Source organism: Indolivaga macrotermitis (assembly GCF_900128985.1).
GTDB classification, from domain to species: Bacteria; Bacteroidota; Bacteroidia; order Bacteroidales; family Dysgonomonadaceae; genus Dysgonomonas_A; species Dysgonomonas_A macrotermitis.
Map to the genome: position 1 here is coordinate 42,279 of NZ_FQUC01000006.1, position 17,908 is coordinate 60,186.

The following is a 17,908-nucleotide window of genomic DNA, read 5'->3' on the forward strand; positions in this document are numbered from 1 at the left end:
GATAGTTTTTAAATTAAAATAATAGTTGTTAAAATCTAAGATTATTTAACAATAACCAGAATGGATAAAGGAGTACGGCAAACCCTGTTATTTATTTTTTTGTTATCTTTGCTAGCCTCGAAAAACAAAAAGCTAATAAATAACCAGTAATAACAATCAAAGAGTAAGAAAAATATGCTACATGAATTTACACTATCGCGCGGTAGAGCGATGATTAATTTCACACTGAAATATTGCGATACCAAACAAAAATTACTTAGTAGTTATGGTTTTAAACGCGTAGTAGAAGCTTTTATAAAAAAAATAAAAAAAGACGATCCTATAATTTACGATCACTATATCAAAAGTTTTAAGACTGATGAAGATTTAGTAGAATCACTTATAGAATCATTCAAATTACTGACAGTATTCAAGATCGAAGAAGTCATTGAGGTTGATAATAAATACACTGCTTTTTTTGAAGATAAAGACTTATTTATTGAATTAATAGAACTACTTCTTCAATACTGGAAAAATCTCGAAAGATACTCTATTGTCCGCAACACTCGTTTGGGAGAAGGTTTACAGAATGTCCGGTTTATTCAGGCAAACGATTTGTTCAACGACCTTGTACTTACTACAGCACGCCGCATACAGGAAACTGTAAACGGTTTTGAGCAAAGAGTATATCGTCAGACAACAGTCGGAGCTACAGCTTCATTGACTCTGAATGATGTGAACTGGAACTGTCCTATCGAATATAAAGGGCTGACTCCTATACCATTTATTAGTACAGTGGTTATACGCCCGCCATTTATCACTTACACAAAACGTAATACACGTGATGGTATATTTCAGGAACACCAGCAAAATCCGCTGGAGAATATTATCCTGAATGAAGACGATTGGTACGTATTTCCGGCTAAAGTTGGGGTTATGCTTACTTTTGTATATTTCCACAAAGACTTTATGGCTCAGGGAATAGGCTTATCTAACCTTTTCGAACTTGCTAAAGAAAGCGAATATATCGGTAAAAAACCGGATATTATTTATGTATTCGGATATCCTGACGGAGAAGAAGAAAAACGTACGTTCTATTATAAAGACAAGAAAAACGATATCCTAATCGGCTATGCCAACTATTGCGACGATATCGATTATTTCGGATACATGAAGAAGATGTTATTAACACTTCACAATGTTAAACAAATAGAAAACAACCGTTTACCTATTCACGGAGCAATGGTTAATATCGTTCTTAAGAACGGAAAAGAGTCGAACATTATCATTATGGGAGACAGTGGAGCCGGAAAATCAGAAAGTCTGGAAGCATTCCGTACGCTTAACGAGAGTTATATACGCCATATGCGCGTTATATTTGATGACATGGGATTCCTGAAAAAAGAGGAAGACGGGTCAATCAAAGGATACGGAACCGAGATCGGAGCATTTGTCCGTATCGACGACTTAGATCCGGCCTACGCTTACGAGCAGTTAGACAGAGGTATCTACAGCAATCCTGACAAAATCAATGCACGTGTAACAATACCTATTTCGACATACGAAGTAATCTCTAAAGGTTATAAAGTGGATATTATGCTTTACGCTAATAACTACGAAGATACTGATAAGAAGATTTCTTTCTATACCGACCTCGACAAAGCTATTCAGGTATTTGAAGACGGTGCACGTAAGGCTAAAGGTACAACAACTGAAAAAGGACTGGTGAAGTCTTACTTTGCAAATCCTTTCGGACCTGTTCAAGAGCGTGCCGAAACAGAAGTATTGGTTCGTCAGTACTTCAAAGACATGAAAGATAATGGTGTGCAAATCGGAGAAATACATACATCTCTGGCCATCGACGGACGCAGTAAAGACGGTCCCCGTGAAGCTGCCGAAGAACTATTCTCTTTGATAAATAATTGAAATTAATATACTAAGAAAAAGGATTACCCGAGACCGGTAATCCTTTTTTTATGTCAATAAAAACCAAAGGTGGTACGATTTAAAGCAAACCAATCGGCAAATTTATCTACTTTATCTTCATTTTCTTCTAACCACTTTGCCGAATCGGTATCCATTTCGGCCATAATATAGTGACAATAAACTTCTAACAATCCGGCTTCGGATAATTTTTTAAAGAAAGGAATATAAAAATCCCACCATATATCCGGTTTATTCAACTGCTCCAAATCGGCAATCATACTCAAAAAAGATTCTGAGAAACTTACAGATTTAGATTTACCACTATTTGCAGACAAAGAACCATTCGATACAGCAATATTTGCAGCCTGCAATAATGGCAACATTATTTCTATTGAGCTAAAATCTGAGTCAAGCTGGCTACTGTTTAATAATATATCAAAGTTTCCCGGTTTAGAATCATTCTTTTGTACAAAGCTTTCGATTGTCTGGCTCAATAGACTATAAGCATTTTGGGCTCTGGTTCCTTTATTTTCAAGAAACAAGAAGAAATACAAACTCATTAAACCTTTAGCCCTTTCATTTTGAGCAAGAGAAGTATAACCCAATTGTAAATGGCTTGTTGCATGATCTCTTTTTAATGCAATTGTTTTTTCCAGATCAGCCTCAGCTTTTTTATATTCCTGTATTTTATTATATACCAAAGCCCTATTAAAATACAGCAGATAATTATCCTTAAACTTCTCTATACCTTCACCAAAAACATCTATAGCCTGAGAGGATTTATCCATATAATCCAGAGATGAACCTTTGATAATATAAGCTCCAATCTCAGATCCATTATTAAATGATAAAACTTTGTCAGAATAATCAACCGCCTTTTTGTAATCTCCCAGACTGAAATAAGAATAAGCTATTTCATAATTTACCAACGAAGATTTTTTATCTATCTTTAAAGCTTCTTTATAGGTTTTAATAGCCTCGTTGTACAACCCCTGATCGTGCAAAGATATTCCCTGACGAACTATGCTATCCAGTTTCAGATCGATTTGTTGCTGTGCAAAAGAACCGATAAGAAAAAAGGAAAAAATTGCCGAAGTCAACAGTAGCCTTTTCATAGTATAATGTGTTTTAGTTAGACTTTACCCTGTATAGAGTCTAAATATAGTCAGATTTCATAAATCAAACTCCATATTTAATTTGTTATAATAATAATCAATAGTGTTTTTTGTATCTTTACTATATTATATTACGTTATCATCTACATGAAGAAACTACCGGTTCTCATCCTACTGCTTATACATATTTCTGTTTCCGGACAGAATTTCGATAGCTTTTTTATAAACAAGACCCTCCGGCTCGATTATATTTTCGCAGGCAATGTACAATCTCAATCTGTAGCTCTGGATCAGTTAAACGAACTACCCCAATGGGCCGGACGAAGGCATAACCTGTCAACCCCACTTCTGCAAGGAAACGGAAACATTAAAGTATATGATCTGGCAACAAATCAATGCATTTATATAAATACGTTCAGCAGCCTTTTTCAGGAATGGCTGACAACTCCCGAAGCTGAAATGGTAAGCCGAAGTTTCGAAAACGTTTTTCTGATTCCTTTTCCTAAAGCTAAAATCAAGGTTGAAATAAACCTTATTGACAAAGAATATCACAACCGGCTTCTTATAAGTCACATCATAGATCCGGATGATATACTGATACATAAAAAAGGCTATAAAAATATCACCCCTTACTTGCTGATACATAAAGCGTCTGACAATCAGAAATCCATTAATATAGCCATACTTGCCGAAGGATATACAAAGGACGAAATGCCCGAATTTATGAAATACGCAGAAGAAACAGTCAGGCAGATATTTTCATACTCACCCTTCAATAAGTACAAAGACAGGTTCAATGTCTATGCAGTACAAAGCGAATCGAAAGAGAGCGGAGTCAGCATTCCCCGAGACAATGCTTGGATGGAGACTGCATTTAGTTCTCATTTCGACACATTCTATTCAAACCGTTATCTGACTACAGGCAAGGTTAAAGATATACACGATGCTTTAGCAGGCATACCATACGAGCATATTATCATTCTGGCCAATACCGATACTTATGGAGGCGGAGGAATTTATAATGCTTATACACTGACAACTACAGGGCATCCCGACTTCAAGCCTGTCGTTGTGCACGAATTCGGACATAGTTTCGCAGGACTGGCCGACGAATATTTCTATGATAGCGATGCACTCGATCAAACCTATTCGCACGATGTAGAACCTTGGGAACAGAATATTACAACCCTAAAAGACTTTTCGTCAAAGTGGGCAAGCCTGCTACCATCAGGTACACCTGTCCCTACCCCGGTTTCTGAAAAGGATAATTATCCCGTCGGTGTCTTCGAAGGTGGCGGATATTCTTCCAAAGGAATATACAGACCTGCTTTTGATTGCCGGATGAGAACAAACTCATACCACGAATTCTGTCCGGTTTGTCAGGCATCCATAGAACGGCTAATACAGTATTATATAGAATAAGGCTTTTATGCATTATTATAAAATAATTGTTGAAAATGTTCGGCAAATACGGCCAGCTTTTTATAATTTTGCTTAAACTAACATTAATAGCTTATCAAAAAATTTAAATATATATTTCTCAGCACATTAGGCATTATATTAGGACTAGTATTACTTGTCTACGGCTTACTTAATATGCCATGGGTACAGAACTATATCAAAGAGCGTATAGTAGCCGAACTGAGAAACAAACTGCAAACTAATCTCGATATCGAGTCTTTATACATTCAGCCATTTAATATTATCCAATTAAATGGCGTCTATCTAAACGATCGTAACGATAGCACAATACTGAGGGCTGAAAAGATTTATGCAGACTTTAACCTGCTTCCTCTTTTAAATAAACAATTGGTATTTAATGCGGCACGGCTTTCTGATTTTGAGGTGAATCTGGCTAAAGACAGTGCACAAGCGCCGTTGAATATTCAATTTATTATTGATGCCTTCAAACCAAAACAGGAAAGTAACAATGCTAAAATCCAGGTCGAAATAAATTCGATTAATATAGACAACGGGCACTTCAGATACGATATTAAGGACAAACCCGTTATGACAGATAAATTCGATGCAAATCATATCGATGTTAAAAACCTGAATGCTAAATTCGCACTGAAATCCCTTGAACCGGACTCTTTAAATCTCGAGGTAAAAAAACTTCAACTCGAAGATAAAAGCGGACTGAAAATAGATAATCTGATCGTACGTGTTATTACTCAAAATGACCGTTTGTTTGTAAAAGGGTTTAAACTGAGCCTGCCTAAATCGATGCTTCAGTTTGACAAGTGCGAAATCAACTATTCTGATTCAATATCCGCCAAAAGCATAATAGACCGTGCTGTATTTGACTTGAAAATAGCACCTTCGTATATCGCGCTCAAGGATATCGCACCTCTAGTCCCGGCATTTAAATACTTCGAAGACAGAATATTATTTAAAACCGACATAGAAGGAACTTTAGACAGTATAAAAGTATCGAACCTCACTCTGGACTATGGAGATCAATTACACCTATCGGCAGAAGGTGCTCTTAATAATTTCAGAGACAAAGAGAAGTTATGGATATCAGGCTATGTAAATAAGTTAACCGTTTCGGAACAAGGAGTATCGAAGATTATCAATAATTTTTCTGAAACAAAAAAAGAACTACCGGCAATACTCAATCAATTAGGTAATATATCCTTTAATGGTAATATATCGGGTTATCTCAAAAAACTGAATGCTATCGGTAATATCTCAACCCAGCCGGGTACTGTTACCGCTCTCCTCGATTTCGGCTTCAATCCTGACGAACATACTGCATCTTACTTCAAAGGGAAAGTTCACACCGTAGACTTCCAACTGGGAGAATTACTAAAAAATAAAGACTTGGATGATATTTCGTTCGATCTGTCCGTTAATGTAAACAAGCCCAACAAAGGCCATCTCAAAGGAGATGTAGACGGCACCATCAGCAAATTCACATACAAAAAATATACATACCACGATATAAAGCTGGATGGGCAATACGATGGGCTTCGTATAAACGGAGGTGTAGCTCTTGATGATGAAAATGGTATATTCAATATCAACGGATTATTTGATTTATCGAAAAAAGATCCGGAACTGAACTTCGATGCCAGATTAAAAAATGTACGTTTCGATAAACTGAACCTCAGCGATAAGTACAAGGAGTCATATCTGAGCCTCGTTATTGATGCCAATTTTACAGGGAAGTCGATTGACGACATTCAAGGTTATATCAAGGCAGACTCCATCCGTTTCCTGCAACCTGACAAGCGGTTAGAAATGGATAATTTTATTATACAAGCTTCAGGAGAAGACACCCAACGCAGTTTAACCATTCAGTCGGATATTATAAACGGAGAGATCAAAGGGGCATATTCTTTTTCGACTATCGCCGAAAGTGTAAAACGCTCCCTGAATTCATACCTACCATCACTTATCAACTACAAGGAGAATCCCAGACATAAAATAAAAGAAAACAATCTGACATTCGAGTTTATCATCAATAACACCGAAGCCGTCAGCAGTATATTTAAACTTCCGGTAACAATTTTCAGCCCATCTAAAATTACCGGATATTATAATAACAATATCGAACGATTCAAGCTCGAAGCTTTTTTACCGTCATTAGCGGCAGGCGGCGGCAAAATTCAATCGGGATATTTTCTCGTAGAGAACAATGCCGATGATATAAAATCAAATATATCCGGAACATTCGTCACCAAAAACCAGACATTGAATAATCTCTCTTCTGATCTTACGATCAGTCATGACGTTATTGATGTACACACTTTATTCCTGAACAAGGATGAGAGCCGGCTAAAAGGTGAATTATCTAATTCATTTACTTTTTCGAGACCTGACAACAAATTTTTACAGACCGATATACATTTCAAAGCAGGAGAACTCGTTTTAAATAATACTCTTTGGAATATTGGAGATTCTCATATACGAATAGTACCAGACAAAGTTGATGTATCCAATTTCGTAATAAACAGTACCGAAAACGATCAAAGGTTAGGTATTGACGGAACCTTTTCGACCAAAGACAAAGACGAGGTACTGCTTGTTAAACTTCAGAATATAAATCTGGATTACGTTTTTAAAACACTGGCTATAAGCGCTCTGGAATTCGGAGGTTCGGCTAGTGGGCAATTAGCAGTATCAACCATAGACGGACAACCTTATGCCAAAGTTAATCTGGAGGTCGACGATTTTGCCTTCAACAATACAGTACTCGGACACTTAAGTTTAAACAGTGGTCTGGACAATGAGACAAAAATTGTAAACATGGTTGGCTCTATCACCAATCAGAATAATAAAATAACCAAAATAGATGGCTATATCAATCCTATTTCGCAAGAGCTATCTATCGATTTCGATTCGGAAGAAGTAAATATCGCATTCCTCAACAAGTACGTGGCAACCTTGTTCAATAATATTCAGGGAGTAGGACATGGTGACGTGCGCCTCTCCGGAAACTTCTCAAATGTGACAGTAGAAGGTACAGCCTTTATCGAAAATGGAGGCTTGGGTATTAATTTCTTAAATACCTACTACACATTTACCGACACCATTCACATGAAGAAAGACCTGATCTACTTTAGTGATGTTGCTTTTCATGATATACATGGCAACACTGCTCTAATAAGCGGCAGGGTGGTACACGATTATTTCACTAACTTTATGTACTATGTCGACCTGAAAGGCGATAACTTTATGCTTTACAATGCTCCCGAAAAACAGAATCCGATGATTTACGGAACCCTTTTCGGATCAGGAACAGGGGTTATTAAAGGAGACGAAAGGGTTGTCGACATAAATGGAAACATGCGTACCAACAGCAATACGAATATTTACATGAACTTTATGGAGGAAACGGTAGAAGAATATTCGTTTGTTAAATATAAAACGAAAGAATCCCCCAGCGATTCTCTTGAGAATAAAGAAGATAAATTTAAACTGAGCCGGATACAAACCGATTCGGAAATGGAAATTAATATGGACTTCTATATTGATGCAACCCCCGACGCAACAGTCGAAGTCCTTATGGACCCCGTTGGAGGCGACCGTCTGCGAGGCTCAGGTAGTGGAGCATTGCAATTTACATGGGGTACAAATAAAGAACCAATGTTATACGGTACTTACATGATCAATAAAGGTTCGTACAACTTTACTTTCCAAAAGATCATGGAGCGCAAATTTACCATACAGGATGGTAGCAGCGTTCAGTTCAGAGGCGATCCATTTCAGGCAAATATAGATATTACAGCTATCTACAGGGTTATTGCCAATCTTAATGACCTTGATCAAAATCTGGCACGCACTACGGGGCAAGCCAGTGTTCCGGTTAACTGTTTACTGAATATTACCGGAGCCTTACGCAGACCAAACGTTAAGTTAGATATAGAACTTCCTTCGGCAGACCCCGAAGTACAACGTCAGGTAAAGAGCCTGATGAGTACCGAAGATATGATAAACAGGCAGATTGTTTATCTGTTGCTTCTGTCTAAATTCTATACCCCAAACTATGCGGTAACAGAGCAAAAGACATCAGACCTTGCAGCTGTAGCTTCTGCTACGCTCTCAGCCCAACTAAGTAAAATCTTAAGCCAGATAGACGACCGCTGGCAGATAGGAACGAACATACGTACCAGCGACTCGGAATTCTCGAGTACCGAGGTAGAACTATTACTATCAAGCCGTTTACTTAACGACCGCGTACTCTTTAACGGTAATTTCGGATACCGCGACAATCCTATGACCCAGGATGCCTTTATCGGAGATATAGATATAGAAGTACTTCTCAACAGAGTGGGCACATGGCGGTTGAAAGCATACAACCACTACAACGAAAAATATTATTATGTCGGCAGTAACGGAGGAAACGGAGTCCAGACCCAGGGAATAGGTATTCTGTACAAAAAAGACTTCGACAGCCTGAGAGAATTATTTGCCCGTCCGAAGAAAGTCCAGAAAGATACACTCCGCAGCGATTCCATACCGAGTGTACACGACATTGTGAAAATGAAAAAATGATTGATATCTCACCCGAAACCAAACAGTTTATCGATGAACACGAGAATGATGACATCAGGGCTCTGGCTCTAAAAGCCCACTCATATCCCCAGGTTGATATGCAGGTTGCTATTCAGCAGATAGCAGGCAGGCAAACAGCCAGATATAAGCTCCCTCTTTGGTATACTCATAAAGATATAGTATATCCGGTTCATCTTTCGATGGAACAATGCTCGTCACAGTCTACTGCCGAATACAAAGCTACGCTTGCTACAGGCGATAATGTTATCGACCTTACCGGCGGACTAGGTGTAGATATTTCATTTATGGCACGCGGCAAAAACTCTGCTGCTTATGTAGAAATACAGGAACAATTGTGCAAACTGGCGGAAGCTAATTTCAAAGTATTAGACTTGCCCCAAATCACTGTTATCAACAATAACGGAGTTAAATATATAGAATCAGTTAACAGAATATGGGATACTATCTATATCGATCCTGCCCGTAGAAGTAATTCGGGGCGAAAAACGGTACTGATTGAAGATTGTACACCTAATTTGATTGAAATAGACGATCTGTTAAATCAAAAAGGTAAACAAACAATAATCAAGCTATCGCCAATGCTTGATATTACTCTGGCTTTACAGTCGCTGACTAATGTTACCGATGTACATATAATCAGTGTCAATAACGAATGTAAAGAACTCCTTTTTATAAAAGAACAGAAACCCAAAGAAACACAGTTGCACTGTATTAATATATCCGGCAATTGCACCGATAGTTTTATCTATAAGAAAAGCGAAGAGCCGCAAGCTACGGCAACATACACAGATACAGTTAAAGAATATCTGTATGAACCGAATGCCTCAATGCTGAAAGCCGGATGTTTTAAATTAATTTCAGAACGGTTCAATATTCAGAAGTTACATATCAACAGCCACTTATATACATCGGATACCTATATCGAAAGTTTTCCGGGAAGGCATTTCAGAGTTAAAAAGACTCTGGCTCCCAACAAGAAAGAATGCAAGCAATACCTTTCTATGCCACAGGCAAATATAAGTACGCGTAACTACCCTTTCTCAGTCGCAGAGATACGAAAACAGACTAAGCTCAAAGAAGGAGGTGATGACTATATATTTGCGACAACCCTTGTCAATGAAAAAAAAGTGCTAATTTTGTGTGAAAAGGTCATATACCAGTAAGTTTTCAGGTTAAATATGCAAACCACCTCAAAAGTTAAGAAATACATTCAGGACAATAATCTATTAAGCAACGGAGCCAAGGTGATAATTGGTGTAAGTGGCGGAGCAGATTCTATTGCCCTATTGGACATTCTTTATAATCTGGGATATGAATGTATTGTCGCACACTGCAATTTTCACCTGCGTGACCAGGAGTCGTATCGTGACGAATATTTTGTGGAGAAAATGTGTACCCAATACAATGTGCAATACGTATCGGCTAGTTTCAATACTAAGAAATACATAAAAGAAGAGTCTATTTCTTTGGAAATGGCAGCACGTGAACTCCGGTACGCGTGGTTCGAGAAAATAAGAAAAAAATATAAAGCAGAAAAAATAGCCGTAGCTCATCATCAGAATGACTCGGTCGAAACAGTATTGATAAACCTTATCAGAGGAACTGGTGTACGGGGACTTACAGGAATTGCTCCTATCAATGGGAATATAATCCGCCCGTTACTTTGCATCTATAGGGAGGATATATTAAAATATCTGGACAACAAAGGGCTTCCATTCGTTGAAGACAGTACCAATAAAGAAGATATTTACACCCGTAATAAGATCAGGTTAAATGTCTTACCATTGCTTCAAACGATCAATCCCTCAGTTATACAGGCGATAGGCAGGACTTCCGAAAATCTGGCTCAAACCGAAAAAATATATTTATCGTATATAGAAAAGGCAAAGAAGGCTGTTCTTTCAAATAATGTTATAAATATAGATATACTGCAAGAGCAGGTCGAACCCAAAACAATATTGTTCGAGATACTATTTCCCTTAGGCTTTAATGCCCCAACTGTAGATAATATATACGAATCTATAAACGGTCAGTCGGGTAAAGTTTTTTATTCGGCTAATTATGAGGTTGTAAAAGACCGTAACACTTTTATTATCGGCTCTCTGGCAAATAAGACAAACCGGATATACACCTTATTTGAAAATGAAACGGAAACAGTAGAGCCTGTCAAGCTTTCATTAGAATCGTTCCGCAAGCAAAAAAATCTTGAGATAGAACGTAATCCCGATACTGTATATCTGGATAAAGGTAAGCTGGCTTTTCCGCTTATCATCCGTAAATGGAAAAAAGGAGATAAGTTTGTTCCGTTCGGAATGAAAGGGCGTAAAAAAGTCAGTGACTACTTTACAGACCGGAAATTCAGCCTGATAGAAAAAGAAAACATATGGTTGTTATGTTCGGTCGATGATATAGTTTGGATAATAGGAGAACGAGCCGACGACCGGTTCAAAATTACCGACAAAACTATAGAAGTATTAAAGATTGATTTGCACCGTTGATACTATTACTTTCTTTTTGTTATCAGCCAACCCCAGTGATTTCTTCAAACGTGCGATGTGTTTATCCAAGGCATCTAACTTAGTTTTTGTTATATTTATTTCCTGCTGAATTTCTTTAGTTTGCTCTTTACTGAATAATCCTTCATAATAAGATTGCAAGGATTGTTTATATAATCCGTAATACTCTAATGACTCTTGAGGTAGTTTCAAGTCAACATCATAAATCGATACAATAGTATAATACAGGTACATCCGTTGGTTATCATTTGCATACTCCACAGCTTTCCTATAATTGTCTACTGCTTGCTGGTACTTTTTCTGACCCTCATATGCAATTGCCAGATTCCGGTAATATTGATATAAGGTGAAATCGGCAGGAATTACACGTTCAATCAGCGTTTCAAAACATTCTGTACCTAAGCGATAGTTTTGCTTCTCATTTGCAGTGACACCTAAAGCGTATAAAACATTGATATTGGTAGAATCTTTTTTATATGCTTTTTGTAAAAAATAATACGAATTATCCCTGTCTCCCAGCGAATAGTACGACAGCCCCAAGCTTCTCAGAACAACAAGGGAACTATCTCCGGATGAATAACATCTACTGAAGCGGGTTACAGCCTCTTCATATGCATCTGCTGCATAATAGCTTAGTGCATTCAAGACGTTTACCTGCTTATTTGTCGAATCCCGTTTAACATAAAGTTCAGATAGTTGTATTGCATCCTTGAATGTTTGTTTTCCTGTTTTGATATTTAAATTAATGAGGCTCGAAACCGAAAAAACGTCCGAAGAATCCCTACCCCATGCTTTTGCATAATACACTTTTGCGCTATCCTGATTATTTAGTCTTTCGTAGCATAATGCAGACCGGCTTAACATATTATCGACTCCATAGTTGTTTATTAAATGGTTGTATTCGGATAAGGCATCCACAAACCGCTCCTGTTTCATTAATAAATCGGCCCGTTGTATCCTATAATATATATTAACAGAATCTTTTTCTACCAATATATTATAATATAACAAACTTTTATCCCAATCGGACAATGCCTGATAGCACCGGGCAAGCTCTATCTTGATATGCTTATCATCGGGATAATCGGTCTCTAACCGAGATAAAACATGTATAGCCTCCGAATATCTATTCAAAGCCTTGTAACAAATTACCCTTTTAAGATTTAACTCTTTCGAGTCAGGATATTTCGATATCTCATCCAAAGCTTTTTGGAATTGATAGTTTTCGACATAATAATCTACAGTCTTTTCACTTTCCTGTCCGTATAGGCCTGTCAATACATTACCTGCTAAAACTATAATCAAAAGTATTTTACGCATACAATCTACTATTTTTTAGTAAATCTACGAATTAAACCACAATTATCAAATATAAAAAATAACAATATCAAATATTTTGGCAAAAAATTGTTTTTAGAAAAAACTTTGCTAATTTTGTATCACTATTAAGAACAGACTACAGTTATTATCTTGTATTTCAAGAAACATTTTCAATTGTATCCGGTTTATTTGCATCAAAAACTATAATAGAGTAAATCTGCTCTGTGTCATACCAAAAAATATAAATAACAAAACATTATAGATATACATGCGTATATATAACATTCTTGAGCTTAACGAAAAGCTCACTACTGAACTTAGGGTCTTGGCTAAGGAATTAGGAATAAAACGTCCGGACGCTTATAAAAAAGACGAGCTTATTTATAAGATTCTGGATGAACAGGCCATTATTGAAGCTAAAAACAAAAATTCAGAAAGCTACAAAGCCGAAAGTCAGGCTTCGGATAAGAAAAAGCCGGAGAGAGCGGATAAGAAAAATAACAAACTGGCCGCCCAACCTAAATCTAAAAACAGCAACCCTGCACCCAAAGTAGAAGCTGCCAGGGTAAATCAACCCGAAACAATAGTACAACAGCCCGAAAAAGCAAAAGCAAAAGACGAAAAACCTGTTGCTACTAATAAGCCTGTTCAACAAAAGGCTGCGGAAGAGAATCCTGTTAAACCTCAGGTTACAAAGGAAAATACTCCTAAAGAGAACAATCCGGAACCAGCTAACAAACCTCAGGTTCAAAAGCCGACACAACTTGTGTTTAAGTCAAACAAACCGAGAGTAAACGAACCTAAGGCAGAAGTACCCGCATTAGCGCCTCTTACTACTCTCGAAGTTGAATCGGATGTACTGGAGACTGGCGATCCGGCTCCAAAACCAAGCGCTCAGGTTAACAATAATAACAATAGTAATAATAATAATACTATACAAGGCCTGATCCAAAAACCACAAACCAACAATAACAACAATAATACTTCGAACAATAATACTAATAATACACCCCAAGTACAGGAAAAGCCTTTCGAATTCGACGGTATACTTTCGGCTACAGGTGTATTAGAAATTATGCAGGAAGGTTATGGTTTCCTACGTTCTTCCGACTATAACTATATGTCATCGCCGGACGATATATACATCTCCCAATCACAAATCCGTTTATTCGGACTTAAAACCGGAGATATTGTAGAAGGGCCTATCCGTCCACCGAAAGAAGGAGAAAAATTCTTTCCGCTTGTTAAAGTAGATAAAATCAATGGCCGCAGTCCTGATGAAGTGAGGGATCGTGTACCATTCGATCACCTGAAACCCCTTTTCCCGAATGAAAAGTTCAGATTAACAAACGGACGTAATGATAATTTTTCGTGCCGTGTGGTAGACCTGTTCTCCCCTATCGGAAAAGGACAACGCGGACTAATCGTGGCTCAACCTAAAACCGGTAAAACCACATTATTGAAAGATATTGCGAATGCAATAGCTAACAACCATCCGGAAGTATATATGATTGTACTTCTTATCGATGAGCGTCCTGAAGAGGTTACCGATATGGAACGCAGTGTTAATGCAGAGGTTATAGCTTCAACTTTTGATGAGCCGGCTGACCGTCATGTAAAAATCGCCGAAATTGTTCTGAACAAAGCCAAACGTATGGTCGAATGTGGTCACGATGTAGTTATCCTGCTAGACTCTATTACCCGTCTGGCACGTGCATACAATACAGTACAACCTGCATCGGGTAAAGTATTGACCGGAGGTGTGGACGCCAATGCCCTGCACAAACCCAAACGTTTTTTTGGTGCGGCCCGTAATATCGAAAACGGAGGTTCTCTGACAATTATAGCAACAGCCCTTACCGAAACCGGTTCTAAAATGGATGATGTTATCTTCGAAGAATTCAAAGGTACTGGTAATATGGAGCTTCAGTTAGACCGTAAATTGTCTAACAAACGAGTATTCCCGGCTGTGGATATCATATCTTCGAGCACCCGTCGCGACGATCTGCTTCTCGACAAAGATACGCTTAGCCGCATGTGGGTACTTCGCAACTTCTTGTCGGATATGAATTCGGTAGAGGCAATGCAGTTCCTTGAAAACAGATTGAAAAAGACAATCAACAACGAAGAATTTTTGATTTCGATGAATGATTAATCCGGTTTTATAGAAAACCTATATTAAATAAAAAGAAGGATCGTTGTTTTTTACAATGATCCTTCTTTTCTTTGTATGCACATCCTTTAAAGGTTTGAATTTATGTCACATAATCATACGCACGAATATCATGGAGACGGGCACAGCCACGGACATTCCCATGCTCATAACGCAAACAAAAAAGCACTGACTATAAGTTTCTGCCTTATAGCAGGTTTTATGGTGGTCGAATTTATCGGCGGTATCCTTACCAACAGCCTTGCATTACTCTCCGATGCCGGACACATGCTATCGGACTCTGTTGCTCTGGGATTGAGCCTCGCAGCTTTAATATTCGGTCAGAGGGCAGCAACCGTCGACAAAACTTATGGTTATAAAAGATTCGAGATACTGGCGGCATTGCTCAACGGTATAGCTCTGGTGGTTCTGTCTATATACATATTGTACGAAGCCATAATGAGATTATCATCTCCACCCGATGTTATTGGTAAAGGTATGATCATCATCTCTACAATAGGATTAATTATCAACATTATAGTAGCCTGGATACTATCCCGTGGAGAAACAAAAGAAAACCTGAACGTAAAAAGTGCGTTTATGCATGTTATCGGAGATTTATTAGGCTCGGTCGGTGCCATAATAGCAGCTCTGTTAATAATCTTTTTCGGATGGTACATAGCCGACCCTATTGCCAGTATGATAGTATCGGTTCTTGTACTGTACAGTGGCTGGCATATACTCAAAGATTCGGTTAATATCCTGATGGAAAGTAAACCTTCGAACATCGATACAGAACATGTTATCCAATCAATAAAATCGATAGAAGGAGTTATTGATATACACGACTTACATATCTGGATGATTACACAGGAGTTCCAATCTCTTACAACCCATCTGGCTGTATCCGATGGTATAGACAGGGATGTTCTTCTGACAAAGGTTACTGAAGCAATCAAAAAAGAAACCGGAATCACACATATTACAGTACAAATGGAAGGACATAATTTTCAGACCTGTGTACACACCTGTGATATGGGGCATTAAGGTTTTTGCTCTTTTTGCCTGCTCTCTTAGTAGATATAAATAATACGGGTCAGTAGTTAAAAACGATTTTTACTTTTGGCTATTAATCAATACTCCCTCAGAAACCGATAGATAGACATATATACAATAATAAACCCCGAAGAATTTAACTCTTCGGGGTTTACTTTAACAGAGATCGGCGAGACTAAAACACCTTTTTACCATTTACCTGTATATTTTTTAATTTAAAGTCTTGAATATAATCTGTATTGATTTCTGATTTTTTGGTTGCAGTTATATCAAAATTCTCGAATGTGAAATTGGATAATTTATACTGATCCGAATTATTTACATCGAACAGAACTCCACATTCAAATTTAATATTGCGCATCGTAACATGGTTCGAATATGACATAGGCATTTCGGTATGTCCTTTCATATCAAAAAACTGCGTCCATGGCTTAATATACAATAGACTGTTGGCACTACCGGTTATATCTTCCACCAGAATATACTCATAATTCTGAGGAGTATCGGGCCTCATCTTCAGCCAAAGTAACCGCTGTGCTTTTTCAACTTTAATGCGCCTGAGTATTATATTCCGGTTATGAATAGATTCGCTACCGCAAGTCAGTGCACTATGACAGAACCCGAATGTAGAATCTTCAATAATAATATTTTTATTTCCTCCGTTATTTGCATCTTTATCCGCCAACGGTCCTTTTCCTCCTTTTAATGCAACAGCATCATCATTTACAGACAAATAGCAATTCTTTACAATCACATTTGTACATACATCGATATCTATAGCATCGGAACTAGGAGCCTTAACAGGTGCGTAAGGCGAATAAATATAGAGATTCAGAAGCTTCACATTTTCGCACTTATAAAGGTGTGTAGTCCAGAAAGGAGAATTGATCAGCCTTACGCCCGACAAAAGCACATCTTTACTATTGGAAATATAAACTAAGCGGGGACGCATTTCATCCATATTAGTACACTTAGGATTAAACTTGCGACGCAACCAAAAGGCTTTCCAGTAACGTAATCCGTTACCGTTAATAGTACCCTCTCCGGTAATCGTAAATCCGTTAACCCCGTCAGCATTTACCAAAGCTGCAAAATAATCGAGACTTTGTCCTTCCATCCGGGTTGGTACAATTGCAAAATCACTTATATCATCACTACCCTTCAACACAGCTCCTTTTTCGAGATGCAGATGCGTATTGGGTTTGAAGAAAAGCGACCCGCTAAGATATGTACCCTGAGGGATAACTATCACCCCACCTCCCTCTTGAGAGGCTTTTTCTATAACAGCTTGTATTTTCTCAGTTTGTAAAACCGAACTGTCCTGAGATACACCATAATCTGTTATCCGGAAAGTCTTACCCAGAGTGCAAACTTCCGGGATTTCATTCTGCCTAAACCAATCGGGAATAGGAGTTCCATCCGGAAATAACTCTTGTGCAGACACATGTAGGCTGAGAGCCACAGCAAATAATAAAGTTAATAATTTCATGTTGTTTTATCTTAGTTTTTGTGATACAATACAGTTAGCCTAGTTCAGAATACAAAACTATTTTATTTTATTTATTATATACATGTTATAATGTACAAAGGCATGGACTTTTACCTGATAACAAGGGGGAGTATTTGACTTATATTACCCGAAAATCAGGCATTCACCTAATAATAAACAACTTACACTCGCGACACAACAGATTCTTTTTTCTCAATTTTTATCTATAAGTAAACCAATCGGGACCTGATATGATATATACATATATAAAAGATCAAAAAACGTGTCACTTTTGTCACCTTTGTCACTTTATTTCACATTACACACTGTT

The 17,908-nt window shown here is 37.7% G+C and carries 10 protein-coding genes; 7 read left to right on the plus strand and 3 right to left on the minus strand.

Translation table 11 applies throughout. The features are described 5' to 3' along the window. Window positions 1-174 precede the first annotated feature (174 nt). Window positions 175-1,905 (plus strand): phosphoenolpyruvate carboxykinase (ATP), encoded by a 1,731-nt coding sequence (locus BUC12_RS09520; RefSeq protein ID WP_062183475.1) that lies wholly within the window; start codon window positions 175-177, stop codon window positions 1,903-1,905. A gap of 53 nt (window positions 1,906-1,958) precedes the next feature. Here BUC12_RS09520 and BUC12_RS09525 read toward each other — a convergent pair whose 3' ends face one another. Further along, a complete protein-coding gene (locus BUC12_RS09525) occupies window positions 1,959-3,020 on the minus strand; it encodes a tetratricopeptide repeat protein (protein ID WP_062183478.1) in 1,062 nt (353 codons plus the stop codon). 147 nt (window positions 3,021-3,167) lie between these two features. Between BUC12_RS09525 and BUC12_RS09530 the strand changes: the two genes are divergently transcribed. The 4 genes from BUC12_RS09530 to tilS all read left to right on the plus strand — a co-directional run bounded on the left by BUC12_RS09530 (window position 3,168) and on the right by tilS (window position 11,542). Then, a complete protein-coding gene (locus tag BUC12_RS09530) occupies window positions 3,168-4,442 on the plus strand; it encodes a M64 family metallopeptidase (RefSeq protein WP_062183481.1) in 1,275 nt (424 codons plus the stop codon). Window positions 4,443-4,577: 135 nt separating this feature from the next. Further along, window positions 4,578-9,023, plus strand: a complete 4,446-nt coding sequence (locus BUC12_RS09535) for a translocation/assembly module TamB domain-containing protein (RefSeq protein WP_439645625.1) — start codon at window positions 4,578-4,580, stop codon at window positions 9,021-9,023. After that, complete coding sequence (locus tag BUC12_RS09540; RefSeq protein WP_062183487.1) at window positions 9,020-10,207, plus strand: class I SAM-dependent methyltransferase; 1,188 nt, start codon at window positions 9,020-9,022, stop codon at window positions 10,205-10,207. The genes BUC12_RS09535 and BUC12_RS09540 overlap by 4 nt, the downstream gene beginning before the upstream one ends. Window positions 10,208-10,222: 15 nt before the next feature. Continuing rightward, complete coding sequence (tilS, locus tag BUC12_RS09545) at window positions 10,223-11,542, plus strand: tRNA lysidine(34) synthetase TilS (protein WP_062183490.1); 1,320 nt, start codon at window positions 10,223-10,225, stop codon at window positions 11,540-11,542. On the opposite strand, the gene BUC12_RS09550 is transcribed toward tilS, so the two are convergent. Next, window positions 11,519-12,880 (minus strand): tetratricopeptide repeat protein, encoded by a 1,362-nt coding sequence (locus BUC12_RS09550; protein WP_062183493.1) that lies wholly within the window; start codon window positions 12,878-12,880, stop codon window positions 11,519-11,521. The genes tilS and BUC12_RS09550 overlap by 24 nt on opposite strands. Window positions 12,881-13,148: 268 nt before the next feature. On the opposite strand from BUC12_RS09550, the gene rho reads away from it, so the two are divergent. Both rho and BUC12_RS09560 read left to right on the plus strand, forming a co-directional pair. Next, window positions 13,149-15,035 (plus strand): transcription termination factor Rho, encoded by a 1,887-nt coding sequence (rho, locus tag BUC12_RS09555; protein ID WP_062183495.1) that lies wholly within the window; start codon window positions 13,149-13,151, stop codon window positions 15,033-15,035. A gap of 102 nt (window positions 15,036-15,137) precedes the next feature. After that, a complete protein-coding gene (locus BUC12_RS09560; protein ID WP_062183498.1) occupies window positions 15,138-16,079 on the plus strand; it encodes a cation diffusion facilitator family transporter in 942 nt (313 codons plus the stop codon). Between the two features lie 184 nt (window positions 16,080-16,263). Here the strand turns inward: BUC12_RS09560 and BUC12_RS09565 are convergent, their stop codons facing one another. Continuing rightward, window positions 16,264-17,577, minus strand: coding sequence for a rhamnogalacturonidase (locus BUC12_RS09565; RefSeq protein WP_062183501.1), 1,314 nt, complete (start codon window positions 17,575-17,577; stop codon window positions 16,264-16,266). Window positions 17,578-17,908: the final 331 nt, after the last annotated feature.